This window comes from Phycisphaeraceae bacterium (assembly GCA_019636735.1).
Taxonomy (GTDB): domain Bacteria; phylum Planctomycetota; class Phycisphaerae; order Phycisphaerales; family SM1A02; genus VGXK01.
In genome coordinates this window covers 265,841-291,747 of the sequence record JAHBWY010000003.1, presented here as the reverse complement: position 1 = coordinate 291,747, position 25,907 = coordinate 265,841, and the positions used below count along the sequence as shown (strand labels likewise).

The following is a 25,907-nucleotide window of genomic DNA, read 5'->3' as shown; positions in this document are numbered from 1 at the left end:
ACCATGAGACGAGCACGCACCTTCGGTTTCACCGTCGTCGAACTCCTGATCGCCGTGGCCGTGTTGGTCGTGATCATTCTCGCCACGGCGCGCATCTTCGGCACCGCCAGCGCCGTGACCAGCTACGGCGAGGCGAATGCGAACATTCAGCAGACTGCCGCCGCCGTCGAGCGCGTCATTCGCCAGGATGTGGCGCGGATGAGCCCTGAGGGATTCCTCGTCATCCAGTGCATCGCCGTTCGAAACGACATCAACCAGACGACCCGATGGCCGCAGGCGCAGAACTTCGGCGGGTCGGCCATTGCTCCGCTGCTCGACCCGACGAGGCCGGCCGAGGCGATCATCCGCTGCGATCGAGTGATCTTCTTCACCGATGGCTTCGATCAGACCGCCCGCTTCGTCGGCAGCTTCAACATGGGCACGCAGGGGGGCAATCAGCAGGCGCTCGCAAGTCGCATCTACATCGGACCGGGTGTGCAGTTCCCCACGCTGCGACGACTCAACAACGGACTTCTTCCCGATCCCGGCCTCTTCGATTTCAACACGGCCGTCATGCCTGCCGTGCCCTGGGCCTTTGATGGGCCTCCGCAGCCGAACCTGACGGTTTCACCGTGGGCGGTGGCCAACGGGAGTGCGCCCAATGTCTTCGGAACACAGCCTCCGGCGCGGCAGTGGGTGCTCGCTCGGCAGGCAACGCTGCTCGCCGACGATGGCGGCGCCAAGCGCTGGTTCAACAGCGACAATGAGTTCGGCCCGAACTCGGCGACCGCCATCTGGTCGCGCGCCTTCCCGGCGCCTCACTTCGGCGCCGCGGCCGACGACACGATTGCCTATCAGGGCTTCACCGCAACCGACTCGCTCTTCCCGGATTCTTGGATCGCCTCGGGGCGCGTGGATATCGCGGCGAGCACACTCGATGACATTCGTCGCACGGCCACCAAGGGTGCCAATGGCGCCACCTTGCCGTGGCTCCAGGGCGCCAACAGCCAATGGCAGCGCATTCGCAACATGAGCGTCGGTCCTCCAGTCAGCGCTGGTGCGGGCGCGACACTCGCCGGAATCTGGGGCTGGCCTCGCTCGGAGAAGTCTCCGCCTTCGCCCGGACGCATGGAGGAGATCCTCACGGCGACGATGCTCTCCGGAAACTGCTCCTCGATTGAGATCGACTGGGCGTGGCGCGAGGGCACGGGACGCGTGGAACGCACCACCGGTTTCCTCGAGACCGCGGCGTACGCCTTCAGCGGATCGAGCGCCAGCACCGTTGGACTTCCCGGTGTCGCCTTCGATCCCGCCGCGGGCCAGGTGTGGTTCGGTCTTCCCGATGGTCTTCAGAACAATGTCGCTTTGCCCGAGGGCGGCACCTTCGTGATTCCGCAGTCGCAGTGGCGGGGGGTCACTTCACTCATGGGGCCGCAACCTGCGTGGGACGCCGTGGCAACGAGCGTTCCGAACGCCGCCACCTACATCGGTACCAACATCTTCAATCACGGCACCAATCAGTGGCAGCAGTTCAACGGTTCGCTCTTTCCGAGTGGTGGTGGCGCGGCCGCCGTGATTGGTCCGCCGGTGCGACCGGGAAACATCGAGGGCCCCTTCGGCATCACGCGTCCTCTCGGCGTGAACATGCCGGTGTGGGTCTACACGGCCGTCTTCGGCTTCAACCACAACCAGCCGGTGAGCGAGACCTTCAACGGACTGAAGGTCCTTCGAGATGACTACACCCCGTGGCCCAGCGCCCTTCGTTTCACGCTGAGGCTGCACGACCCCCGTCTCACGGTGGAGGCGGGCCGAACCGTCCAGTTCGTGGTTGATCTGCCGCGACAGACGCAGGAGTGACACGAATGACCGATCGAATCAAGAGTCGAATCTCCACCGCTCGCGCGAAGCGCCTCTCGGCGCTGCCTCGCTCCAACCGCCATGCGGCCCGCGCCCCCCGCGGGAATGCGCTGGTGCTGGTCGCCGGCGTGCTGCTGCTTCTGGCCGTCATGGGCATGGCGTACATCGTCCGCACGCAGGGTGCCGGTGAGATCGCCAGCGCTACGCAAACCCGGTCGCTCCTCGACAGCCGTATCGACGCGATCGCGGGCAGCGTGATCGACGAAGTCACCACGAGCCTCTTCGTGAAGCCGATCGTGCCTCCGGGCACTGTGGCCGAAGGGGGAGATCCGGGCCTCCTTGCCGCGAACAACGCACCAGGCATCCGGCCGATGGCGCGCAGCGATTGGCCGCGGCGGCCTGCGCTGCCCACCTCCACGCGCTACGGGATTGACCCTCTTGACTATCTCACCAACCTGCTCGACCCGGGCAATCTCAACACCGTCTACACCCTCGGATCCGATGGCTATCCCGATGGCTTCAACTTCGCGCCGTATTCGGTCAAACCATGGACCAACTGGCCGGATCACATCGGTGTGATCTACGGCGAGAGCAATCCACTTGGCAACCCCGGCTACGGCGATCATCGCTGGCTGGCGAGTTTCGAACCGCAGCGGGCGACTCGTGTGGGCAATGACATCTTCCCCGACCCGCTCGGCAGCACCTTCTCACACTGGGCACACCTCTCCTGGCTGCCGACCGCGGAGAACGGCTACCGCGTGGTGCCGGACATTTCCGATGTCGTCAACAACGCACGCACGGGAACGCTCGGAACGCCGTTGATCGTGCCCGCCGATCCGGCGCAGATTCCCGTCAACTCAGGCCTCGCCGCTTTGGGGATTCCCTATGAGCAGTGGCTGCCCAGTGTGCCGCCGACGCCGCTCACGAACGCATCGGACTTCATCCAGCGGCGCAACAACTGGTTCACGCCGGGTGGCTACGCGCTCGCGGTCACCGAGCCCTTCGGCGGTGGCAACTCCTTTCCCGATTCGTCCCGGATGCTGCCGAACTTCATCCGGCTCGCTGACCCGTTCGGAACCGGCACGCTGCTTGCCCCGGGCACCCGGCCGACTGATGTGGGCCCCACGCGCTTCCTCGCGAACGGCCAGCCGGATGACGCGAACAACACCATCCGCAACATCATTGAGCGCACCCTTGCCGACACCGATGGCGATGGGTTCACCGACAGCTTCTGGTACCTCGCGCCGACCTCGGTCGATCGGGGCGTCCGTCACCTCGTCGCCCTCCGCATTATCGACAACTCGGCGATGCTCAACCTGAATGTCGCCACCCGCTTCCAGCGACGGAACCAGGTGCCGGCAACGGCGCTCGCGCCCGCCACGCGTGAGACGCGCGGACACACGCCGGGCGATCTCGCGCTCGTCTCCGATCTCGACCAGCTCGACACGCCCGTCGGTTTCTTCAACTCGCCCGACAATCAGCTTCCCACCGGGTTCTTCGCTTCGAGCCCGCAGATGACGGTCGCCTTCGACACGGCGAACCGCTGGGCAGGTACGGCGGAGACCAATCCCACCTTCCTCCGCGAGCGCGGATTCCAGCGAAGCAGCGCGTACCCCGCGAATGCTCCGGGCGCGTGGAGCCTCTTCGGTGAGCAGCTTCGACTTCAGTCGGAGCGCCTCAGGGCCTTCAAGAGCAACTTCGAGGATGGGCAGGTGCGCTTCTACCACGCACCCGCAGGCACCCTTCCGATTCCCCCGCTCGATCCCACCGCACCGGGCTACTCGCCTGGCGGCTTCACCACTCCGCTCTCGCCCTTCACCGTGGCCGACGAGGTGGAACTGCGCATGAGCCACGGTCAGAACCAGCCCTTCATTCTCAGCCGACTCGAGCGTGCTCTGAATGCCGACGCCAATGCGTTTGCCTACCTTCGTTCGGCCCAGACCCGGGAAGAGGCCAATGAGTGGAGCGGAAAGCAGCTCTCGGCGGAGGAACTGCTCGTCGACAATCGTCGCAAGATCACCACCATCTCCGGTGCGCGAAATGAGCTCATGCCCCCGGCGCTCTGGACCAGATGGTGGAATGTCGACAACGGTCGTCTCCGGCCGATCGATCCGAATCAGCCCTTGCCGTGGTATGGCCCGCCTGAGCTGGATGATCTTCCCTTTGCCTATCCCACTCTCGCGCAGCTCCAGGCTGATCTGGGGACGGCCGATCCACCAGCCTACGCCGCGATCCCCGCGAGTCAGGTCTTCACGCTCGGTGGCTGGCGGCCTGAGGTGATTCGCGCCGTCGCGGGCGATGCCAACAACGATGGAGTGTTCGACGCGCGCGATCTCGATGCGGCGCGGCGCGACTTCTTCCTCTGGAACGCGAAGCTCGACCTCCGCGCGCCGATTGATCTCAATCGCGTCGGGGGACAGAACCCCGTGGTCGATCCCGTGTACGGCATCTTCGGCGCGATCGATGGCGGCGTGCTGGTGCGCGGCCCAGGCTCGAGCGCAACCGACTCCTACGATCACGCCTTCTCGATCAACGAGTGGACGCGTGACTTCCGCCGCCGCGCGCTCTCCTCGCTCAAGAGCGAGTATCGCGGTCCGATCGACTCGACCACTGGACTTCCGATCCGCACGGTCAGCAGCTACGCCGACCGATTCCAGGTGGGCAGCGACATGCCCAGCACCGGGTTCCAGACGCTGACGGGAACCAATCGTCCCCGCAGTATCGTCGCCGACGGTCAATCAGGTCAGACCGTCGACACGGCCCTCAAGTCGGAGAAGATCACGAATGCGATGGCGGCGAGCCTCGCCGCGAACGCCGCGGTGGCGCGGCGCGGCCCGCAGTTCATCGGTCCGTTCACCACCGGCCCCGGCGGGCAGGTGCTGGGCTCGTGGTTCACCTCTCAGCCTCTCTTGCCGAGCTTCGCGGGTGTGAACCCGGCGCTCGGCAACATCCCCGACACGCGGCTCTTCGCCGAAGATCCCGATCCGACGCTGCCCGGCAGTGCGCCACCGGGCGGTGCAGGCATCGCCTTCTCGGGGATCGAGGCACATCCCGTGGTCATGGAGGCCTTCTTCGCGGTTGTCTGGCCGAAGACGCGCCTCGGTTCGAGCTGGCAGTTCGTGATGGGCACGACCAATCCCAGCGTCATTGCGCCGAAGCCCGCAGACCCATACTCGATTCCCGGGGGATACAACGACTCCGGCAACGAGAGCCACTTCGTCGCCATCGTGCCCGCGGACAAGTTCGTCGATCAGCTTTATGACTGGTCGACCGCGGCCCCGAATGCATGGCAGCGCCAGTCGACGGCCGTTGTTGCGGTGCAGGTGGCCAATCCCTTCCCGTACCCCATCCGACTCGCCGACTATCGACTTGAGATCTTCGGCCAGACCTACCAGTTCCCTCTCTACGAGACCGATGTCAACGGGAACATCATTCGATATCCCTATGACCTCGATGGCGACGGCCAGAACGATCCGATTCCGCTGATGCTCGGGCCGACCACCGAGGCCGAGCCGCGCACGGCGATCGTCTTCGCCATCACCGATCACAATCAGATCAATTATCGCCCTGGTGACAGCGATCAGCTTCAGCGTCGCTATCCGCTCACCAAGGGTGTTGAGTTCGATCCCTTCTTCCGTGCCCGCTGGCTCGACTACCTCGACATCGTCGAGGCGAACGATCTCGGCGGAGCGAACCCCGGCCTTCAGAGCGCCGGGCTCGCCGGCGCTCCCGCGAGCGCCTTCTGTCCGCACAATCAGGGTGTCTGGGGTAACGAGGACAGCCAGGCGACTCTGACTTCGCGCTTCCCGCGCCGCCGCCTGCTCGGTTCGAGCCGGCCGAGCTCGGTGCTCTTCGGATGCCAGTTGAACGCGAACAACCCCATTGCCCAGTCGAAGATTCTCGATGCGACGCAGGAGATCGGCACCGATGTCGCCGCGTTCCGTCCGGAGCTCGGCATCCAGGTTCGCCGTGTACTTCGCAATCCCGAGACCGGCGTGCAGCTCGGGACCGTCGTGGTCGATCGCTTCGATCGCGATCCGGGCGACACGGACCAGTCGAGTGCCGATCCCGTAAGCGGCTGGAACATCTCCATGGCCGCCGCGCTGCTGCTTGAAGAGGATGGTCGCTTCTGGCCGCCGCCCATCGATCTCGGTCACTCAAGCAACGAGGACCAGATGTGGCCGCTGCTGAATTCGCCTCCGCCTCCACCCCCGGCTCCGCAGCCGCCGCCGCCGTGGCATCTCAAGCCGCAACAGAGCGGCACCTTCAACGGCATTCGCATCGACACAAATGATTACTATGTGACTTGGACGCGCTCCTCGCGCCTCTGGGGCAAGGACTTCGCAGTGGTCTACGGTCTGAACGGCGATCCGGTCGCCTATGACCGCTGGCCGACTCCGGGCAACAACGGCAAGGGCGACAATCTCATTACGCCCGACGAGCGCGCTCCGCGCTATGTCTTTGCTTCGAGCAAGCAGCGCCCCGATCTGCCGCTCGACGGCAGCGCCACCTCGGGGGCGATCTTCGCCGATGGCCAGGGTCCGTTCCGAGGTCGCAACAACTCGGAGACCTACCGCGGCGCCGCCTTCCAGGCGCAGGTTGGTCTGACCCCCTGGGTGCAGGACTTCACCTTCAACTACGCGAACCCCGCGCCCTATCCGCTGCCGACCATCCTGAAGAACCCGGCGAACTCAAACCCCGCCGATCAGGGTTCAGGTGATCCCGACCTCGTCGGAACACTCTTCGCAGGCATTCCTCTGAAGGGCAACCACCTGCTTCCGCTCATCAGGAACTACACGGTGAGCCTCACTGCGGAGAACGCCTCCGGGAGCAACTGGCCGCCGTCGAACGGCTCATCGAACCTGAACGACCCGATCCTGCGCGTCGCGATGAAGCCGACGAGCTTCACAACTCGCACCGTCGTCGGCCTGCCGTCCGGTGAGGTCAATCCGCGCCAGATCTTCGGATTGCCCTTCAATGCGCTGCCGGGCTCGGGTGTCTCGTCGCCCATCACCTTCGTGGCGGACAAGGGCATGCGACCGCCGGTGCTCGACACCAACATGGAGACCGAGGTCTCCGGTGGCGTCGCGCTGGCCCGGGCCATCGATCGTCTGCTCCCGATGGATGGCGCGTTCGTGCTGGGCCATCGCCAGGAGGACTTCGACACCATCGCCGAGGTCAAGAACCTGATGGTCTGGGGACCGGTCTCTGAACTCGGAGGCGCGACGCGCCACACTCTTGGAGAGATCCTGACCGATCGAGTACCCGGCTACCCGGTCGGTCTCGTGCATCGCTATGTCGATGTCGACGGCGACGGCCGTTCCTTCCCCGAGGAGCAGAGTCCCGCGTGGCCGTTCCTCAACCGCATTCATGTCGACAACCCGAGCATCGCCTTCAGTTGGTTCGATCGCAACGGCAATCAGGCCTCTCCGCCGCAGCAGCGCTTCCTGACGCAGTGGGGCGGAGCAGCAGGGGCCGTCGGCGCCTTCGCGTCGAGCCTGCCGCAGGGCACTCGATTGATCGAGGCCTTCACCATGGATGATCGCGGGACGGCGCTGGTTGAGGGCAACTACGGTGCGCTCCCGCCGGGAGCGGACCTCGATGGCGATGGCGTCATCACGACGAACGAGTTGGCCCAGTGGCTCGAAGATCGCCGCTTCCGACTTGCGGGCGGGTTCACCGGCAGGGGTACCCCCGGCCTGATCAATGTGAATACGGCGCCAGTCGAGGTGCTGCGCGCCCTGCCGCACATGTCGCAGCTCGTCTACAACGATTCGACGGATCTCGACGGCGATGGTGTCAACGATCTCGCCGATCTCGACACCAACAACGATGGGCTTCTCGATGCCGGTCGTCAGCCGCCGCTTCCCGCCGCGAACCCATTCGTGCGCGTGGCGGATTCGATCGATCTCTATCGGAGCCGCACGCCGTCAGTCCAGAACTGGGCCCCGAGCGGGATCTACCCCAGCCGTCCTTTCCCGGGCAACACGGCGGCCATGCCGCATTACTTCGATCGCGGACAGTCGCCTCCGCCATCAACGCAGTACCAGGACATCGGCTTCTTCCCGGGCATGCGCGCCGAGCGCGGCTTTGACAGCCTGGGTGAGACCATGCTGCTGACGCGTGGAACGGCAGCGCCCAACGGCGGGCCATCCAGCAACTGGGGTTGGAACGACAACCAGAGCTGGTCGGTGCGCTTCGCGGGTCTTGATCCCTTCCGCCGCGCCCAGGCCTCCGCCGCGAACGAACTGAATGTCGGTGGCGGCTATCGGCAGCTCAACGCCAATCCCAGCTATCCGGCGCCGCCCTACGGCGCCCGGATCAGCACCGATGCCTTCAGGACCCGCCGAATGGAAGCCTCTCTGAGCGGTAACTTCGTGGAGCTTCGCGAGACGCCGATGTTCGCGCCAACCTACGGCGATGCGCTCGATCAGAACCTGCTCCTGTCGAGCCTGTCGAACATCCTGACCACTCGAAGCGATGTCTTCACCGTCTACCTGCGCGTGCGCAGCGTCAAGGCGGATCCGATCACCGGCCGATATGACGGGACCGATCCGCAACTCATTGTGGATGACAGCCGCTATGTGATCGGAGTCGATCGCACGCAGGTGGAGCGTCCAGGTGATGCGCCGCGCATCCTCTTCTTCCAGAAGGTTCCACACTGATGCACCGGGCAGGGGAGTGGGCCCGAGACTCCACCTGACCACCCAAGGCCCACGAAGGGCTCGACCGTTCGACCAGTCCAATTCAGCCCCACGCCTCGTCACGCTCATCCGCTGACAGGCGTGGGGCATTTTTTCATCCCAGTGGGCGCGGGCCGGTCATTCGCGCGGCAGTCGCTACGCTTTCATTCCGGATGATGCGCCTCTCCCTCTCATGGCCCTGCTGACTGACGCCGCCTACGCCGTGGCCGCTCTGACGACGCTGCCGATCTGGGCGGTCCGCATGGCCATGCACGGCAAACTCAGGACGGACTGGCGGGCCCGGTTTGGTCACGCGGAGCCCTGGCCTCGGCAGCCCGACCGTCGGCGCCTGCTTGTGCACGCCGTCAGCGTGGGCGAGGTCAATGCGATCCGACACCTGGTGGCGGCGCTTGAGCGAGACCCCTCGGCGCCTGAACTCGTGATCTCGGTCACGACGGACACGGGGACCGCGCGAGCTCGTGCCCTCTATGCCGATCGGCATCGCGTGGTGCGCTATCCCTTTGACTTCAGCCGGTCGGTGCGGCGCTTCCTCGACGCAGTTCGTCCCGATGTAGTCGCGCTGACGGAGCTTGAAGTCTGGCCGAACTTCGTTACAGAGTGCCGTGCTCGCGGGGTGCCGGTGGCGGTCATCAATGGACGGCTGAGCGATCGAAGCGAAGGGCGCTACCGGATGATTCGCCCCTTCGTGCGGAGCACTTTTGGTGCGCTGACGCTGGTCGCCGCGCAGAGCGAGGCGTATGCCGCGCGCTTTCGTTGGATGGGCACGCCGGCCGAGCGCGTTCGCGTCGAGGGCACCATGAAGTGGGATACGGCGGAGATCGCCGATGAAGTCCCTGGGGCTGCGGCTTTGGCCGAGGCGCTCTCGATCGACCGCAGCCGACCGCTGATCGTGGCCGGATCAACCTCGCCGGGAGAAGAGGCGCTGCTGCTCAGGTCGCTTCCGCCGGGGGCGCAGCTCCTCTGCGCGCCGCGCAAGCCGGAGTGGTTCGAGGCCGCGGCGCGAGCTTTGCCGGGATGCGTGCGGCGGAGCGAGCGACGGGGCGGCAGGGGAGCATCGCAGGGGACGAACCGCGAGGCGCCGCATCGACCTTCAAACGACCTCTTCCTGCTCGACTCGATCGGCGAGCTTCGACAGGCTTATGCGCTTGCCGATCTCGTTGTGATCGGACGGACTTTTGCGGTCGATCGTCGCTACGGCGGCTCTGACATGATTGAGCCCGTGGCGCTCGGGAAGGCGACAGTGGTGGGGCCGGACACCTCGAACTTCTCGGAGACAGTGACCCAGTTGCACGAGGCTCGTGGTCTCGTCCGCTGCGACGCGGAGTCCCTGAAGGCGACCCTCGCTGAACTCCTCTCGAACTCCGCGGAGCGAGCGGCGCTTGCGGAGCGTGGTCGAGCGGAGATTCGTGCGCGGCAGGGGGCTTCCGAGAGAGTGGCGCGACTGCTCGTTGATCTTCTCGCCGGGCACCGAGTCTCGGCGCCGCAGAAACCGCCGCAGCACGCCGACGCATCGGCCGCGTGCGGAGACCATGCGGTGCAGGCGGCCAAGCCATGAGCGAATCGCGTGAGGCGCGCGGCTCGAGCGGCGGGCGCGGCGAGGGCGAGGAGATCGCTCAGGAGCGTCCGCTGCTTGAACACTTTGAGCGTGCCGGATGCGGGCTGCCGCCGTGGATCCGGGTGGGACCCGGTGACGACATGGCGGAGATCAAGCTCGACAGCCGCGTGATCCAGTTGGCGGTCGACCAGGTGATCGAGGGGCGTCACTTCATTCGTGGTACTCCTGAGTCTCAGATCGCCTGGAAGGCGCTCGCGCGGAACCTGAGCGATGTCGCCGCGATGGCCGTGCGACCGAAGGCGATCCTCGCCGCGTGCACACTGCCCGCAGATTGGGCGAAGGCGCGCGCGACGGCTCTCTTTGAAGCGCTGCGCCAAGCCGCGCTCGAGTGGGAGTGCCCGCTCATCGGCGGCGACCTTGCGATGCACGGCGGGCGCGAACCGCTCCATCTGGCGGTCACGATCCTCGCGGAGCCATGGCCCGAGTGGCGCGATCAGCCCGCGATCACTCGGCGCGGCGCCCGGGAGGGCGATGGCCTCTTCGTCACGGGCGCCCTCGGAGGCTCGTTCCGACCCGATGGGTTCGGCCGTCATCTGGCCTTCGAGCCGCGCGTGTTCGAGGCGCGGGAGTTGCGTCGGCATCTTGGAGATCGCCTTCACGCGATGATCGATCTCAGCGATGGTCTTGGTCGAGATGCGGCCGCACTCGCTCCGGAGGATGGCCAGGTCCGCCTCTTCGCCGATCAGGTGCCATGTGCCGAGAGCTGTTCGTTGATGAACGCGCTCTCCGATGGCGAGGACTATGAACTCTGTTTCGCGGCGGCCGGCGAGGTGCCTCCGTCGCTCTCCGATCGCTTCGGGCGGCCGGTGCCGATCACGCGCATTGGAGTCCTTCAACGGCGTGCACCCGGCGAAGCGAGGTGCGTGATCGACATCGATGGCACCCTTGTCGATGCCTCGAACCTCGGATGGGAGCACACGGGCCGATCGGAGTCAGCGCATGACGGCCCATGAGTCGATCGACGCGGAGGGGCTTGCGGTTCACTCGCCCGAGGCGATGGCGCGGGCCGGCGCCGCGCTTGCCGGGGCCCTTCAGTCGGGCGATGTCGTCGCCATCGATGGTCCGCTCGGTGCGGGGAAGAGCGTTCTGGTGCGAGGCATGGCGGAAGGTCTGAGCATTGACCCATCGCTCGTCTCAAGCCCGACCTTCGTCCTGATGCAGCGCTATGCCGGGCCTGGGCTCGCGCTCGTGCATGCAGATGCCTACCGGGTGCGTTCGCCGCAGGAGTTCGAGGCGGTCGGTTGGAGCGAACTCATCTCCGAGCCGGCGACGATCACGGCTGTCGAGTGGGCCTCACGAATCACGGAGCTCCTGCCGCCAGACACGGTGACGATCGAACTCGACCTGCCCGCTCCCGGAGAACCGAGCAACCTTCGTCGACTGCGACTGACGAGCAGCGATGTCGCGCAGCAGTCAACCTTGCGCACGCTGCTGCGCACAGCTCTCAACAAGTAGATGGAACCGGAAGGGACCTGCAACGAATGGCTTGACTCACCGGCACCGCGGCTCGATCGAGCCTGCGCGGGTTCCACTCAGCGCCGCAGTCGCGACGACGCGCCAGGCTTCGATCGACCGCCATTGGTGCTGTGGCGTGGACGCGGCGAGCGACTCGCGGAGCCCGGCGCCCGCTCCGATGTCACTCGCGGTTCGCCTCCCGGTCGACGATCATCGGAAGGTGCCTCCCGAGAAGTCGCACGGTGGCTCGGTACGGCATCGTTCTCGCCGGAGACGCCATAGACCATCACGCGGTGACCGATCGGTGCGAAGCCGTGACGCCGGCAGATCTCGTCACGCAGGGACGCGAGCTCGGGGCTCTCGAACTCGACGACCTTGCCGCTGCGCACGCAGACGAGCAGATTGCGCGGCCGCCGACCATAGGCGAGTTCGTATCGAGTCTGCTTCGCATCGACGAGTGCGGGCACGATGATGCCGCAATCCTGAAGCAATCGAAGCGTGCGGTAGATCGTCGCGCGAGAGACACGATGACCGGCGCGCGTCATCTCAAGGAAGAGCGTCTCCGGTTCGAAGAAGCCATCGCGCTCCATGACCGAAGCGAGAATGTCCGCCCGTTCCTGGGTGTACTTGAGGTCCAGCGACTTCAGATGCCGGCGGAACACCGAACACAACGGCGCAACCGGCGGGATCCTGGGATCGTGCGGCATGTTCATCTCGGTCGATCCTACGACCCCTGCCGCATGGCCAAGGTCTGAGAATGTGTGTTATGTAAAATCACACCCTACTGGGCTGCGGCGCGATCCGGCTGGTCAACGGCCCGCGAGCGATCGCCCTTTTCGAGTTCGAAGGCCTGGTGAATCACGCGAAGACCATGCTCCCCGTGCTCCCGCGGAACAATGCAGGAGATCTTGATCTCGCTGGTCGTGATGTTCTGGATGGGAATGCCCGCGTCGCCGAGGGCTCGGAACATGCGACTCGCGACTCCGGAGTGACTCTTCATCCCGGTGCCGACGGCGGAGACCTTCGCCAGTCCGACCTCGACCGAGAGATCGCCTCGACCGAGCTCGGTGATGAACTGCCCGGCGACGGTCTTCGTTTCGGCGAGGTCGCCATGTTCGACGGTGACCGAGATGGTCATCGCATCCTGACTCTCGGTCTGCACGATGTCATCGACCAGGATGCCGCGCTTCGCGATCGCCTCGAAGAGCCGGCCCTGGAGGCCGACCACCGCCGGCAATCCACGCAGAGTTACGCGGCCGAGATCGGGCTTGAGGGCCGCACCGATGACGGTGATCTCCTCCATGTCGGGTGTCTCCTCTGAAATGATCGTTCCCGCGTCGGGCTTCTGGCTGTGTCGGACATGGATGGGAACGCCGAACTTCTCACCGAAGATGACGGCGCGGGCATGCATGACGCCGGCGCCGAGCGCGGCGAGTTCGAGCATCTCCTCGTAGCTGATGCGGGCGAGCTTGACGGCCTGCGGCACGATGCGCGGGTCCGCCGTGTAGACGCCGTCGACATCGGTGTAGATCTCGCAGCAGCCGCCGTCGCGCGAGACATCGAGTGCTGCGGCGAGCGCGACCGCGGTCGTATCACTCCCGCCACGGCCGAGCGTCGTGATGTCGCCGTTGGACCGAATTCCCTGGAAGCCTGCAACGATCGGCAGCCGGCCATGCGCGAGCTCATGCTCGAGGCGATGGCGTTCGATTCTCAGGACGCGAGCGCGCCCATGGGAGTCGTCGGTGTGAATTCCCACCTGGGCGCCGGTGAGGCTCACCCCCTCGATGCCGAGCTCGGCGAGTGCCATCGCCACGAGCGCACAGGAGACCTGCTCACCGGTCGCCATCAGGGCGTCGAGTTCGCGACGCCTCGGCGCCGGTGAGACCTTCTCCGCGAGGTCGATGAGATGGTCCGTCGAGTGGCCCATGGCGCTGACGACGGCCACGACACGGTGCCCTTCGGCGCTCGCGGCAGCCAGTCGCAGCGCGCAACGCCGAATGAGATCCGGGTCGGCGACGGAGGTCCCTCCGAACTTCATCACCAGGGTGGCCATGGATCGAGCACTCTACCAGCGGCGGGAACGCGTCCTCATCGGCGGTCAGGCATTAGGAAAGAGGCCGTCGACCGAGAGATATCGCTCACCCGTGTCGTAGCAGAAGCCGAGCACCCTGCTGCCCGCTGGCAGCGTCGGTAGCGCCTGTTCGATGGCCGCAAGCGTCGCGCCGCTCGAGATGCCCATCAGGATTCCCTCTTCACGCGCGGCGCGCCGGGCCATCGCCTTGGCGTCGTCGTCACTCACCTGGATGATTCCGTCGAGGGACGATCGATCGAGGATCGAAGGGACGAAGCCGGCGCCGATCCCCTGAATGGCGTGCGGTGTGTGCGATCCTCCACTCAGGACGGGGCTTTTCGTCGGCTCGACCGCGATGACCTTGAGTGATGGCCAGCGCGGCTTGAGGAGCTGGCCGCACGCGGTGATGTGCCCCCCCGTGCCGACGCCGGTGATGATCGCATCGAGGCCCTCGGGAAAGTCTTCGATGATCTCGGCGACCGTCGTGCGCCGGTGGATCTCGACATTCGCAGGGTTGTCAAACTGCATCGGCATCCAGGCGGGGTCGCGCTCCGAGAGGAGCTCTCGCGCCCGAGCGATGGCGCCCTTCATGCCCTGTTCGCGCGGAGTCAGGACGAGCTCGGCACCATGCGCCCGCATGATCGTGCGGCGCTCGAGGCTCATCGACTCAGGCATGACGAGGATCAGTCGATAGCCGCGCACCGCCGCGACCATCGCGAGCCCCACGCCGGTGTTGCCCGAGGTCGGCTCGACGATCGTGACACCGGGCCTGAGCAGGCCTTTCGCCTCCGCATCCTCGATCATGCCGAGGGCGATTCGATCCTTGATTGAGGCGCCTGGATTGGCGCGCTCGAGCTTGAGCCAGACCTCCGCGCTTCCAAAGAGGCGGTTCACCCGGACATGGGGCGTTCGCCCGATCGTTCCAAGAATGTCTGAGACTCGCACGCGTGCCTTCTCCCTTTCATGCCCCGGCGGAGTGTCGAGAGCGCCACACGCCCCGAGCTCGCGCGACGCGGTCAATCGTCAGATCACATACTCGTCGCTGGCTTCCTTGATCGCCGGCACATCCGAGCGTCGGACCACATAGGAACCCGCCGGAACGCTCCGGGTGACCCATGTGTTGCCGCCGATGATGCTCCCCCGCCCGATGACGGTCCGGCCGCCGAGCACCGTCGCGCTCGCGTAGATGACCACATCGTCCTCGATGGTGGGATGGCGCTTCGTGTCGGCGGCGCTCTTGCGGACGCTGACGGCGCCGAGCGTCACGCCCTGATAGATGACCACGCGGCGTCCAATGACAGCCGTCTCGCCGATCACCACACCCGTGCCGTGATCGATGCAGAACGGCACGCCGATCTCCGCGCCGGGGTGAATATCGATGCCAGTGCGCGCGTGGGCATGCTCGGTGAGAGCCCGCGGAAGCAGCGGAACCTGATGCAAGTGGAGGAAGTGCGCCAGACGATAGGTCGTGATCGCTGCGAATCCGGGGTAGGCGATGATCACTTCGTCAAGACTCGCCGCCGCCGGATCCTGGGTCAGGGTGAAGCGGGCATCCTCGTAGAGGCCGGCGGCGATCTCGGGGAGCGCGTCGATCAATGCGTCAGTCCACTCGGCGCGGCTGTCGTCGTTGATCGCCGCCGCCATCTCCTCGGCTCGGGCATGCACCAGCCTGAGGTGGGCTGAGACGAGGCGTCGTCCTCCGCGAAACTGCGGGAAGAGGACGGCTCGAACGGCATCGAAGAAGGTCGCCGGATCAAAGGCGAGCACACCGCTCGAAGAGAGCCCTTCCTGAAGCTCGCCCAGGCGTCGCAGGCGCTGATCGTCACGCGAAGGAGGCGGTCGCTGGCTCATGCGTGCACAAGGATCGCAGAAAGCGGATGTCCGCGGGGCGCCATGGCGACGAGGCGACCAGCGGCCTCACGAGCGCGCATTGGCTGCCTCTCGATCGCGCGCGGCGCGCTCCACCCGGCGGCGATCGGTCTCCTTGAGCAGCTTCTTCCGCACCCGGATGGCCACGGGTGTCACCTCGACCAACTCGTCATCCTCGATGTACTCAAGTGCAATCTCGAGCGACATGAGTCTCGGGGCCTTCAGGACCACGGTCGCCTCCTTGCTCGACTCACGGACATTGGAGAATGGCTTCGGCCTCACGGCGTTCACGACCAGGTCGTTGTCGCGGCTGTTCTCCCCCACCACCATGCCCTCGTAGACCGGGTCGCCGGGGCGCACGAACATCACCGCCCGCTCGGAGAGCTGCAGCAGCGCATAGGTGGTGGCCGATCCCCCTTCGTTGGCGATCATGACACCGTTCTGTCGCTTCTTGATCTGCCCGGTGAAGGGGCGGTAGCCGACGAAGCTGTGGTGCATGACGGCTTCGCCGCCGGTGGCGTTGAGAAGCCGTGTTCGGAAGCCGATGAGTCCGCGAGCGGGAATCTCCGCCTCGACATGGAAACGCGTGCCGCGGGTTTCGATCTTGAGAACTTCCGCGCCGCGACCGCCCAGGAGTTCGAGCGCGCCACCCATCGAGGCTTGATCGGTGTCGAGCGTCAATCGCTCCCACGGTTCACACTTCACGCCGTCGATTTCGCGCTCGATCACCTCCGGCTTTCCGACGGTGAGTTCATATCCTTCTCGCCGCATAGTCTCAAGCAGCACGCCGAGGTGAAGCAAGCCTCGCCCCGAGACGCGGAACTCGTCAGCGCCGTCGCCCGGGGAGACGCGGAGCGCCACATTCGAGCGCAATTCGCGCTCGAGGCGCTCGCCGATTTGGCGGCTCGTGACGAACTTCCCCTCGCGCCCGCCGAAGGGACCGTCGTTGATGCGGAAGACCATGTGCAGCGTCGGTTCGTCGACACGCACGCGAGGCATGGGGATCGGTCGCTCGACATCCGCAATGGTGTCGCCGATCTCAATGTCGGGAAGGCCTTCGACGGCACAGAGGTCCCCTGCCTCGATCGCCTCAACGCCACGGCGGCCGAGCCCTTCGAAGCGATCGACCTTCAGGACGCGGCCGCGGGTCACGCGACCGTCATCGCGACAGATGGCGACGGGCTGACCAGAGCGGAGCACCCCCGCGTAGACACGGCCGATCGCAATGCGCCCGACATAGTCGCTGTAGTCGAGGTTCGTCACGAGCATCTGAAGCGGCTCATCGACCGGGCGCTTCGGCGGAGGGACGCGCTCGAGGATCGTCTCGAAGAGTTCGTCCACGCCGTGATCGCGCCGATCGGCGTCGCGCGCCGCCCATCCTCCGCGGCCGCTCGCGTAGAGGATTGGAAAGTCAAGGGCAACATCATCGGCGCCGAGATCGACCAGGAGGTCGAAGACTTCGTTCACGACCTCCTGCACGCGGGCGTCGGGACGGTCGCACTTGTTCACGACCACGATCGGACGCAACCCGAGTTCGAGCGCCTTGCCGAGCACGAAGCGCGTCTGCGGCATTGGGCCTTCGAGGGCGCAGACGAGCAGCAGGCACCCGTCGGCCATGCGGAGCACCCGCTCCACTTCGCCGCCGAAGTCGGCGTGGCCCGGGGTGTCGATCACATTGACGCGCAGCGAGGCGCCGCGCCGCGGGCCATGGCGGATCGTGTAGTTGACCGCGCAGTTCTTCGCGAGGATGGTGATCCCCCGCTCACGCTCGAGAGGATTCGAGTCGAGCACGCAATCGGTGGCGCCGCCATCGTTGACCACTCCCGATTGCTGGAGCATGGCGTCGACCAGCGTGGTCTTGCCGTGGTCGACATGGGCGATGATGGCAACATTCCGAAGTTCCATGAGCAGGTCGATTCACTCTGAGGAAGGCGAACGGTCGCGGGAGATCCCGGGGCCGGGGGGGGAAGAGAGTCGTGATGATGGCCGAGTGCGCTCGGCTGGCTCAGAGACCGTAGAGCGGTGCGAGCTTCCCTTCGAGGTAGCGCATGAACGGATCGGCGGAGAGTGTAGCGCCGGTCACGGCCTTGCAGAGGTCCTCAGGCAGATATCGGCGTCCCTGCGAGTGAATGTGCGTGCGAAGCCACGCCAGGAGCGGGGCGAACTCGCCGCGGGCAAAGCCTTCTTCGAGGCCGGGCAGGTCGCGTCGCGCTGCATCGAAGAACTGGGCGGCGTAGAGCGTGCCCAGCGTGTAGGTCGGGAAATAGCCGATCGCTCCCATGCTCCAGTGCACATCCTGGAGGCAACCGCGCCGATCGTCCGGCACCTTCACCCCAACGATGTCACGGTAGAGCTCATTCCACGCCTGGGGCAGATCAGCGACCGGCAGCGACTCATCAAGCAGGCGACGCTCGATGGTGAAGCGAACGATCACATGGAGGTTGTAGGTCGCCTCGTCGGCATCGACTCGGATGAGTCCTCGTTCGACGAGATTCGCAGCTCCATAGATCTCCTCCGGCGAGAAGCGGTCGCACGCCGACCCGAAGAACTCAGGCAGCGTTCCATGGCACCAGCGCCAGAATGCCTGCGAGCGCCCGACCTGGTTCTCCCAGAGGCGGCTCTGACTCTCATGCACCGAGAGCGACACCGCCTCGCCCATGGGAAGGCCGATCCACTCGGGCAGAAGCCCCTGTTCATACATGCCGTGGCCCGACTCGTGCATGGTGCTTCCAAGCCCGTCGAGCACGCAACGCGGCGCATAGCGCGAGGTCATGCGGACATCGCGGCAGTGACTTCCACCGCAGAAGGGATGGGTGCTTCGATCGAGGCGCCCTCGATTGAAGTCAAAGCCGATGCGCCCGGCGATCATGCGTGAGAAGCGCTCCTGGGCCTCAATGGGAAGCTCGTGATCGTTGAACGCGTTGGATGGCCGCTTGGAGGCGCCGTCGACACGGTCAAGCAGCGCGACCAGTCGCTTGCGCAGTGGTGTGAAAACCCCTTCGACCATGCGGGCGGTGCAACCGGGCTCGAAGCTGTCGGAGAGCGCGTCCCACGGCTCGCCCGAAGTTCGATCCCATCCGAAGCATTCGGCCTTTCGGCGATTGAGCTTCACGATCTTCTCGAGCCAGGGGCGGAAGCGAGCGAAGTCGGAGTCACGCCGCGCCTCGGCCCACTCATGCTGCGCCTTGCTCGACACTTCGGCGAGCTCTTCCACGAGATCTGCGGGAAGCTTCACGGATCGCTCATAGTCCCTGCGGATCTCCCGCAGATTCACCCGCTCGCGTGAGAGCGGGTCATGGGAGGCGCACTCCGTGTCAGCCTTCGCGAGAAGCTCGCCGATCTTCGGGTCAGTCAGCATGCCATGCGCGAGCTTGGCCAACTGGGCCAGTTGGCGGCTGCGATGCTCGACCCCCTCGGGAGGCATCATGGTCTCCTGGTCCCAGCCGAGAATGGCGGCGCTGCTTTCGAGGAGCTTGCCTTGTCGAACAAGGTCACAGAGCTTGCCGAGCGAGGCTGGTGTCGTGGCGGACGGTGCGGTTGTGGTTGCTGGCATGGGAGCTCCGGGAGTTCAAGGTCATGGCTCGGTGTGAATGGCTTGCGGCCGGCTCAGGGGCCACCCTCCGAGAGTCACCTTCCGCGCCGAGTCTGGATGTGCAGCCTCCCCAAAACGAAGGCCCGCCGCAAGGGCGGGCCTTCGAGACGGGTTTTGGAGACCCTCTCGCGGACGCGGGCTCCGCGGGAGAACGCTCTCGCGATCAACTTCCCTTGGCTGCGTCACCGCTGGCTGGGGATGCCGCCACGGTGCCGGAGGGCTTGAGCTTGAGTTCGGAGGAGAGGAACTCGGCGATGCGCTTGCCTTCGGTCTCGGTGCGGGCCGACGCGAAGTCAAGGGCGTTTCGTCCGCGAGGATCGGTCACGGCGATGTCCGGCTTGCCCTCAAGCACGGCCTTCACGGAATCGAGGTTGCCGGTCGCACAGGCGAAGAGGAATGGGGTCATGCCCTGCTGGTTCTTGGCGTCAACCTTGGCGCCGTGGTCGATGAGAATCTTCACCGACTCCGCCTTGCCGTTGCGAGCCGCGCGCATGAGGGCCGTCTCCGCCGAGATCACATCGACGGAATCGAGCCTGATGCCCGGGGTCGATGCAAGCACCGCAACGCTCCGCGGATTGCCGAGCGTGGCGGCCCACATGAGCGGGGTCATGCCATTGGAGTCCTGGATGTTCGGATCCGCGCCGGCGTCGATCAGCAGTTGCACCGCCTCGGGAGAACCGAGACCTGATGCCCAGAGCACCGGTGATCCGCCGTACTCATCACGGGCGTTGACATCTGCCTTCGCAGCGATCAGCCGGTTCATGGCATCGACCGAACCGCTTTCGGCCGCAAGAGCGAGCGCCTGACGGCCCATGCGCTCCACGACGCGAACATCCGCGCCGTTCTCAAGGAGCACATCGATGAGCTCCACATTGTTGTTTCGGGCAGCCCAGTGCAGCGCGGTGCGCAGGCTCTGCGGATCATGCGCGTTTGGATCATCACCAGCCGCCAGGCGACGCTCGACCTCGGCTCGATCGCCGCGCTGAGCGGCGAAGACGACTCCAGCCGGCGCGGGGCGCTGGGCCGCAGGTGCCGTCGGAGGACGATTGCCAGTGAAGAGCGGCGAGTCAGGATCCTGTGCCGCCATGCTGCGGTCGATCGGTCGTCGAATCATCGCGGCCAGTGACGAAGCCTTCGGATGATCGGTCGCAAACTGGGCGCGGAACGGACGACCTGCTTCGGTCCACTTGTCCCAGTCGATTCGAAGCGTGTGCTCGAGCGCCGCGGTTCCGGAGGCGGACCGGGCATCCTCGGTCATGATGATGGGAGGGGTCACCGAGGTGACGCGGAACGGGGTTCCGTCAACCGAGGTGAGCGTGATGATGTTCGAGACCGGTCGCTCGGAGCTGCCGGGGGCTTCCACGATGTCAGGGGCAATGCGGACATACTCGGGCACCGTGCCGCGGAGGACATAGCGCACCGGAGCGTGGCCGCCATCGAGTTGCAAGGTGACATTCTTGACGAGCGTCACGCCCGCCTTGGCACCGGCCTTCAGCGTGATCTCCATTTCGCCACTGCCGCCTGGCGGAATCGGATCGCGAGGCCACACCGGGGTCGTGCAGCCGCAGCTTGCGATGGCCCGCGTGATGGTCACCGGCTGGTCGCTGATGTTGACGATCTTCACCATGCCGGACTTCGATCGATCGGGCGCGAGTTCACCAAGATCGAGTTCCGCAGGCTCGAAGCGAAGCACCGCCGCGGTATCGAGATCATCGCCAACCGTGACATCGCGGGCGACATTCGCCGCGCCGGGCTGGGTCTGGGTGGGCGACATGTCGCCTCGCGTGGGCGCCTGTCGCGGGGCCGAAGGACCCGACGGCGACAGTGAGCGGGCACCATCGTCGGGGCGGGCACCGGGCTTGCGATCACCGGCCGGCGCGCCCTGCTGGGCCATCAGCGTGCCGCCGAGAAGAAGGACCGCCATGGATGGCACGATCACGGTTCGAAGGGTGGTGGTGGGACTCATGACTTCAGTTGCTCCTCGCTCCAAAAATGAGATGCCTGATCAGGACTCCGAGTCTAACCCGAGGTCATCATTCTCAAAGTCACTTCGGCGTATCGACATCCTCCATCAAGGAACCTCCGCGGGTTTGCGCAGCCCCCATACACTCGCCGTCATGGCCGACACCGCCCCACTCCCCGAACATATCGAGCGACCCGAGATCCGGACCTTCCAGCGCATGCCGGTTGAACGGGATGGACAGGTCTTCGTTGGATTGCGCGATCCCAGCATGATTGCTCAGCAGATGATCGTGCTGCCCATGCAGATTCTGCCGGTGGTTGAGCACTTCAACGGTCAGTTCTCGCTCGATGAGATCTCGGCGCGACTGGGGGTTCCCATCGTGCCGCTTCGGGACCTCGCGTCAAAGCTTGATGAGATCGGAATGCTGTGGGGGCCAACCTTTTCGACCATCGAGAGCGCGTTGCGCCGCCGTTGCGCTGAGGCGGGCTGTTTTCCCGGTGCGATCACTCGCATGTGGGGTGAGGACGCCGATGCGTGCCGAACGGCGATCGGTGCCCTTCTCGATGCGGCGGAGGATCCCGAACTCGGCGGTGGAGTGATCGGAGTCATGGCGCCGCACCTTGATCCCGAACGAGGCGGTGAGATCTACGCCGCGGCCTATCGAGCGTGGGTCGGTGCGCCTTCGCCGGCGCGAGTGATCGTGCTCGGAACCAATCACTTCGGCCAGGGCGACGGCGTGGTCATGAGCCGCCTCGGCTTCGACACACCGTTCGGCGTGGCGCAACCTGATGCGGCGCTGGTTGACGGACTGGTTGCCAAGCTCGGTGAGCGATTGCTCAAGGACGAGATGGATCATGTCGGTGAGCACTCGGTGCAGCTCCATCTTCCATGGGTTCAGCATCTCTTCGGCGGTGTGCCGGTGACGACCGCGCTCGTGCCCGATCCGAATGCGCCGATGGTGGCCGACGACGGCGCGCGCGTGAGCTTTGCGGAGTTTCGATCAGCGCTCGCGGAGGTGGTGGCGTTGCTGCCTGGACGAACGCTCGTTGTGGCCTCGTGTGATCTGAGCCATGTCGGACCCGGCTTCGGCGATGAGAAGCCCGTTGATGAACTTCAGCAGGATGAAGTCGAGCGACACGACCGAGAGATGCTCGCGGTCTTCGAGCGGGGTGACGGCGATGCCTTCATCCGGGCGATCGCCGAGAGCCAGAATTCCACGCGATGGTGCAGCGTCGGTGCGATGAGCGCCGCGATCGCGGCCTGTCCCGGCGCGACCATGGAGCTCATCGATTATCGACAGTCGATCGACCCGAAGCGGATTGCGCTCGTCTCCTGCGCCGCGCTCGCCTGGGTCGGCGTCGACGCATGATCGCCGTTGTTCAGCGTGTGCGCCGCGCGGAGGTCCGGCTGCGCGAAGATGGCGCCCTTCTCGGTCGAATCGGCCCCGGCCTTTGTGTGCTGCTCTGCGCTGAACAGGGAGATGCCGCGAGCGACGCGGCGTGGATGGTCCGTCGCCTCGCCGGACTGCGAATCTTCCGCGATGGCGAAGGGCGCATGAACCTCGACTGCCGCCAGTTTGGCGGAGGCATGCTGATCGTGAGCCAGTTCACGCTTGCCGCCGACACGAGCCGCGGACACAGGCCGAGCTTTCTCGGTGCGGCGCCCCCTGCCGAGGGGGAAACGCTTGTGAATCAGGTCATTGACGGACTTCGCCGGGAGGGCTTCGAAGTCGAGACCGGTCGATTCGGCGCCGAGATGGAACTCGAACTCATCAATGACGGCCCGGTCACGATTCCCCTGCGATCGCCAGCGGCGGTGTCCGATCGCTCGACGCCGAGCTGACCGCTGCACTTCTGGGCTCGAGCAAGGGTTCCGATACGCAGGGGGCGCTGCTTTGGCGGCCCAAGGATCCCGGGCGAGTGCAAGTTCGAAAACGGCATCCCGGCTTGCGGGCGATAGGAGCGAAAATAAAAGAGCCCGCCGCTGATCGTGAGACCGCGACAGGCTCCTCGTGGGGGGCAGGGTTGATGTCAGTCAGATGAGGTCAACTGTCTGACACCCCTCTATTCGCTGATCCCCCGAGATCGGTTCCATGCCTGATGCAGAATTTTTTGTCGATCGTTCGATTGGCAACGAGTGGTCCGATAGCGGTTCCTGGCGGAGCGTGATCTTGGATACGACCTCGGAGGCTCACCCGCCGGTGTTGGGAGTCGGAAGTTCCAGCCGCCGCATGACATGCTGAAGGTCGGACCAGACCGCCTTCCTTGTCTCCACCGTGTAGTTTCGCAGGAGATAGGCGGGGTGGAAGGTGGGCATGACCTCGATCTCGCCACCACCGATCTCCTCTGGCAGCGTCAGCCGAGCCCACACCCCCCTGATTCGCGTGATGCCTTCGCTGGTTCCGAGAAGGAACTTGGTCGAGGGAGCACCGAGCGCGACGATGGCCGTCGGCCTGATGATCGCCAGTTGCCGGAGCAGGGTTGGCCCGCATCGCATGACCTCGTCGGGGAGCGGCGTTCGATTGTTGGGCGGCCGCGCCTTCAGGATGTTCGCGATGTAGACCGAGTCGCGCTCAAGGCCCATGGCCGCGATCATCTCATCGAGCTTCTGGCCAGCACGACCAACGAAGGGGCGGCCGAGTTCATCTTCCGTCTCCCCTGGAGCTTCGCCGACGAAGACAAGGGACGCTTCGGGGTCGCCCTCTCCGAAGACGAGGTTGCGGTGCGTGTTCACTCGAGTGCAGTGCGGGCAGTGCTCAGCGTGAAAGCGCCGAAGGCGCTCAAGCGCATCGGAGTTTGACTCCCCCTCGAGGCGAAGCGTGGGAAAGTCCGGTGTGACCGCGTCCCCCAAGGAGAGCGCGACCATCGGAGGAGCGGCTGGACGCGTCTCCCGTCTGTCAGTCACTGTCGGAGTTGCAACAGTCTGCTCGGGACCGCGGCTTCGCACAGGAGGCGATGGAGCCTCCCTTGGACGCGCGAACTTCGACTCGCCTGCGTGCGCCGCAGCAAGAGGGGCTTCCTCGGGCTCCGTCCCGGGCCGAGGCACGAAGTCGACACCCAAGGCGAGGTCGACTTCGAGAAGGATCTTCCGTGGAAGTGCCGCGTGACTCACGCGACCGGACCGGCACCTGACGACTGGGTTCCAAGCAACTGGAACATCGACTGTGTTCGCAGCACGAGGCCGCAATCGCTGCGGAGGTGGTAGCCCTGAATGTGAATCTCGTTCCGGTAGCGCTGCATGTCGAGCAGCGAAAGGTTGGGGCGCCCGGAGTCATCCATCCACGCGGTGGTGATCGAGTCGCTCTCGCGTCCGTGGGCCACCATCTCCTTGTAGGTGCTCAGGTAGAGGTGCTCCGAGAGCGTCTCCGTCTGGATGGTGGTCATGTACAGCACCTGGTCGCCGAAGCGCTCCTCGTGGTCGCGCTCCCCGGCACACGGCAGCGTCGTGACGAGGCCGCGATCGGGTAGATGATTCGCCTGATCGATCACGACTTCACACACACACACATTGCCGATCTGGAGGCGCCCCGTATGGCCGCCTCGGTAGATCCACCCCTCGAACTCGCAGAGGCCATGTTCGATCTGCTTCCGTCCGGCAATCCCGAAGAACTCCGGATGAACTGCCTTGCGGTAGAGCAGCATGCAGTAAGTCTGAAGGGTGGTCGTCTTCGATCCGAGGTTCATGGGTGAGGTCCTTGGTTCATCCGTGCTGTGGACTACGGCCGTCTGCGTCCATGCAGGAGGCCGTGGCGCTGGCCCTTCTTCCTGCTTGCGGGGATTCGGGGGAAGATTCTCCCCGCTGAATTGGAATTGGCAAGGGGAGAAGTTTCAACTTTCTGAACACGATCCTTGGGGTTCCTGGACTTCCCTGCCCACGACCTGTAGTGGGAGCATTCGAACTGTGGAAACACGACAGGTGGTGGCCTGTCGCGGCTGGTGTGGACATAAGCCGAATCCTGTCGCCCACTTGGGGCTGGCGATCATTTCTCTCTGGGCCGCCGTTGCCGACGACCTCGAAGCACGCGACCCGTCCCATCCTGCGGACCACAGGTGCCGACAAGTCGGCTGGGACTGCTTGCGCTTGCACGCGGTGGGGTTTGCCCTGCCCCGGCCGTCACCGGCCGGGCGGTGCGCTCTTACCGCACCATTTCACCCTTGCCTGACCCCGAAGGATCGTGGGCGGTGTCATTTCTGTGGCACTTTCCCTGGCTTCAGCAGCAGCCGGTGGCCGTTAGCCACCACCGTGTCCTTTCGTGTTCGGACTTTCCTCGCCCGGGACATCCGGGGGCGATCGCCTGTCCACGGAGACAGTGTACGCGGCGTGCCGCGCTGTTGTTCGACACAAGAAGAAGAACCCCGCCGAAGGCGGGCTCAGCTGGCGATCTCGGTGATTCGAACCGAGAGGTAGGACTGCCGATGGCCCTTCGTTCGGCGATAGCCCTTGCGGCGCTTGTACTTCGCGAGCCTCAGCTTGTCGCCCTGAACTTCGCCAAGGACCTCACCGGTCACGCGGGCGCCGCTGAGATAGGGGAAGCCAAGCTTGGCGGGAGCCCCATCGCCGCTGCCGATCGCGAGCACCTTGTCAAAGACGAGCGTCTTCGAGTCACCATTGAGGCTGCGCAAATCGAGCTCCAGTTCGTCGCCCTTGCGCACCTTGATCTGCGTTCCGCTGTCCTCGATGATTGCGTACACCTCAGGCTCCTCGCTTCAAATGGGGAATCGCGAAGTGTAACAGCGTCTCCGGCTTTGGCAAGACCCCACCGATCGCTGCGGGCCGGGAGTTCGGGACGCCCCCGCAGGCAG

General features: G+C 65.3%; 17 protein-coding genes and 1 other RNA gene. 7 read left to right on the top strand and 11 right to left on the bottom strand.

What is annotated here, in order from left to right; all coding sequences use genetic code 11:
- Nucleotides 1–3: 3 nt before the first annotated feature.
- From KF724_05280 to tsaE, 5 genes are all read left to right on the top strand, one after another.
- Nucleotides 4–1,836: a hypothetical protein gene (locus KF724_05280; protein ID MBX3355093.1), complete on the top strand. Its 1,833-nt coding sequence runs from the start codon at nt 4–6 to the stop codon at nt 1,834–1,836.
- Nucleotides 1,837–1,841: 5 nt separating this feature from the next.
- Nucleotides 1,842–8,501: a hypothetical protein gene (locus tag KF724_05275; protein ID MBX3355092.1), complete on the top strand. Its 6,660-nt coding sequence runs from the start codon at nt 1,842–1,844 to the stop codon at nt 8,499–8,501.
- Between the two features lie 211 nt (nt 8,502–8,712).
- Nucleotides 8,713–10,095: a hypothetical protein gene (locus KF724_05270; GenBank protein MBX3355091.1), complete on the top strand. Its 1,383-nt coding sequence runs from the start codon at nt 8,713–8,715 to the stop codon at nt 10,093–10,095.
- Nucleotides 10,092–11,108: a thiamine-monophosphate kinase gene (locus tag KF724_05265; protein ID MBX3355090.1), complete on the top strand. Its 1,017-nt coding sequence runs from the start codon at nt 10,092–10,094 to the stop codon at nt 11,106–11,108. Before KF724_05270 ends, KF724_05265 begins: the two co-directional genes overlap by 4 nt.
- Nucleotides 11,095–11,610 (top strand): tRNA (adenosine(37)-N6)-threonylcarbamoyltransferase complex ATPase subunit type 1 TsaE, encoded by a 516-nt coding sequence (tsaE, locus tag KF724_05260; protein ID MBX3355089.1) that lies wholly within the window; start codon nt 11,095–11,097, stop codon nt 11,608–11,610. Before KF724_05265 ends, tsaE begins: the two co-directional genes overlap by 14 nt.
- A gap of 77 nt (nt 11,611–11,687) precedes the next feature.
- On the opposite strand, the gene KF724_05255 is transcribed toward tsaE, so the two are convergent.
- From KF724_05255 to KF724_05225, 7 genes are all read right to left on the bottom strand, one after another.
- A complete protein-coding gene (locus KF724_05255) occupies nt 11,688–12,323 on the bottom strand; it encodes a transcriptional repressor (protein ID MBX3355088.1) in 636 nt (211 codons plus the stop codon).
- A gap of 68 nt (nt 12,324–12,391) precedes the next feature.
- Entirely contained in the window at nt 12,392–13,663 is a 1,272-nt protein-coding gene (locus KF724_05250) for an aspartate kinase (GenBank protein ID MBX3355087.1), read from the bottom strand.
- Between the two features lie 45 nt (nt 13,664–13,708).
- A complete protein-coding gene (gene cysK, locus KF724_05245) occupies nt 13,709–14,626 on the bottom strand; it encodes a cysteine synthase A (GenBank protein ID MBX3355086.1) in 918 nt (305 codons plus the stop codon).
- A 78-nt stretch (nt 14,627–14,704) separates the two neighbouring features.
- Nucleotides 14,705–15,532 carry a serine acetyltransferase gene (locus KF724_05240; protein MBX3355085.1) on the bottom strand — a complete coding sequence of 276 codons (828 nt, stop codon included), beginning with the start codon at nt 15,530–15,532 and terminating at the stop codon, nt 14,705–14,707.
- Between the two features lie 66 nt (nt 15,533–15,598).
- Complete coding sequence (typA, locus tag KF724_05235) at nt 15,599–17,461, bottom strand: translational GTPase TypA (protein ID MBX3355084.1); 1,863 nt, start codon at nt 17,459–17,461, stop codon at nt 15,599–15,601.
- A 94-nt stretch (nt 17,462–17,555) separates the two neighbouring features.
- Entirely contained in the window at nt 17,556–19,103 is a 1,548-nt protein-coding gene (locus KF724_05230) for a carboxypeptidase M32 (GenBank protein MBX3355083.1), read from the bottom strand.
- 202 nt (nt 19,104–19,305) lie between these two features.
- Complete coding sequence (locus tag KF724_05225; protein MBX3355082.1) at nt 19,306–21,108, bottom strand: ankyrin repeat domain-containing protein; 1,803 nt, start codon at nt 21,106–21,108, stop codon at nt 19,306–19,308.
- Nucleotides 21,109–21,259: 151 nt separating this feature from the next.
- Here KF724_05225 and amrB point away from each other — a divergent pair, with 151 nt between their 5' ends.
- Together amrB and dtd are read left to right on the top strand one after the other, a co-directional pair.
- A complete protein-coding gene (amrB, locus tag KF724_05220; GenBank protein MBX3355081.1) occupies nt 21,260–22,474 on the top strand; it encodes an AmmeMemoRadiSam system protein B in 1,215 nt (404 codons plus the stop codon).
- The gene (gene dtd, locus KF724_05215) at nt 22,471–22,947 is read left to right on the top strand and encodes a D-tyrosyl-tRNA(Tyr) deacylase (GenBank protein ID MBX3355080.1); all 477 of its coding nucleotides are present in this window, start codon (nt 22,471–22,473) and stop codon (nt 22,945–22,947) included. The genes amrB and dtd overlap by 4 nt, the downstream gene beginning before the upstream one ends.
- Before the next feature lie 348 nt (nt 22,948–23,295).
- Here dtd and KF724_05210 read toward each other — a convergent pair whose 3' ends face one another.
- The 4 genes from KF724_05210 to rplU form a co-directional block, all read right to left on the bottom strand.
- Nucleotides 23,296–23,970 carry a uracil-DNA glycosylase gene (locus KF724_05210; GenBank protein MBX3355079.1) on the bottom strand — a complete coding sequence of 225 codons (675 nt, stop codon included), beginning with the start codon at nt 23,968–23,970 and terminating at the stop codon, nt 23,296–23,298.
- 242 nt (nt 23,971–24,212) lie between these two features.
- Nucleotides 24,213–24,788, bottom strand: coding sequence for a hypothetical protein (locus KF724_05205; protein MBX3355078.1), 576 nt, complete (start codon nt 24,786–24,788; stop codon nt 24,213–24,215).
- 250 nt (nt 24,789–25,038) lie between these two features.
- Nucleotides 25,039–25,407: RNase P RNA component class A (gene rnpB / locus KF724_05200), an RNA gene on the bottom strand.
- 68 nt (nt 25,408–25,475) lie between these two features.
- Nucleotides 25,476–25,796, bottom strand: a complete 321-nt coding sequence (gene rplU, locus KF724_05195) for a 50S ribosomal protein L21 (GenBank protein MBX3355077.1) — start codon at nt 25,794–25,796, stop codon at nt 25,476–25,478.
- Between the last annotated feature and the right edge of the window lie 111 nt (nt 25,797–25,907).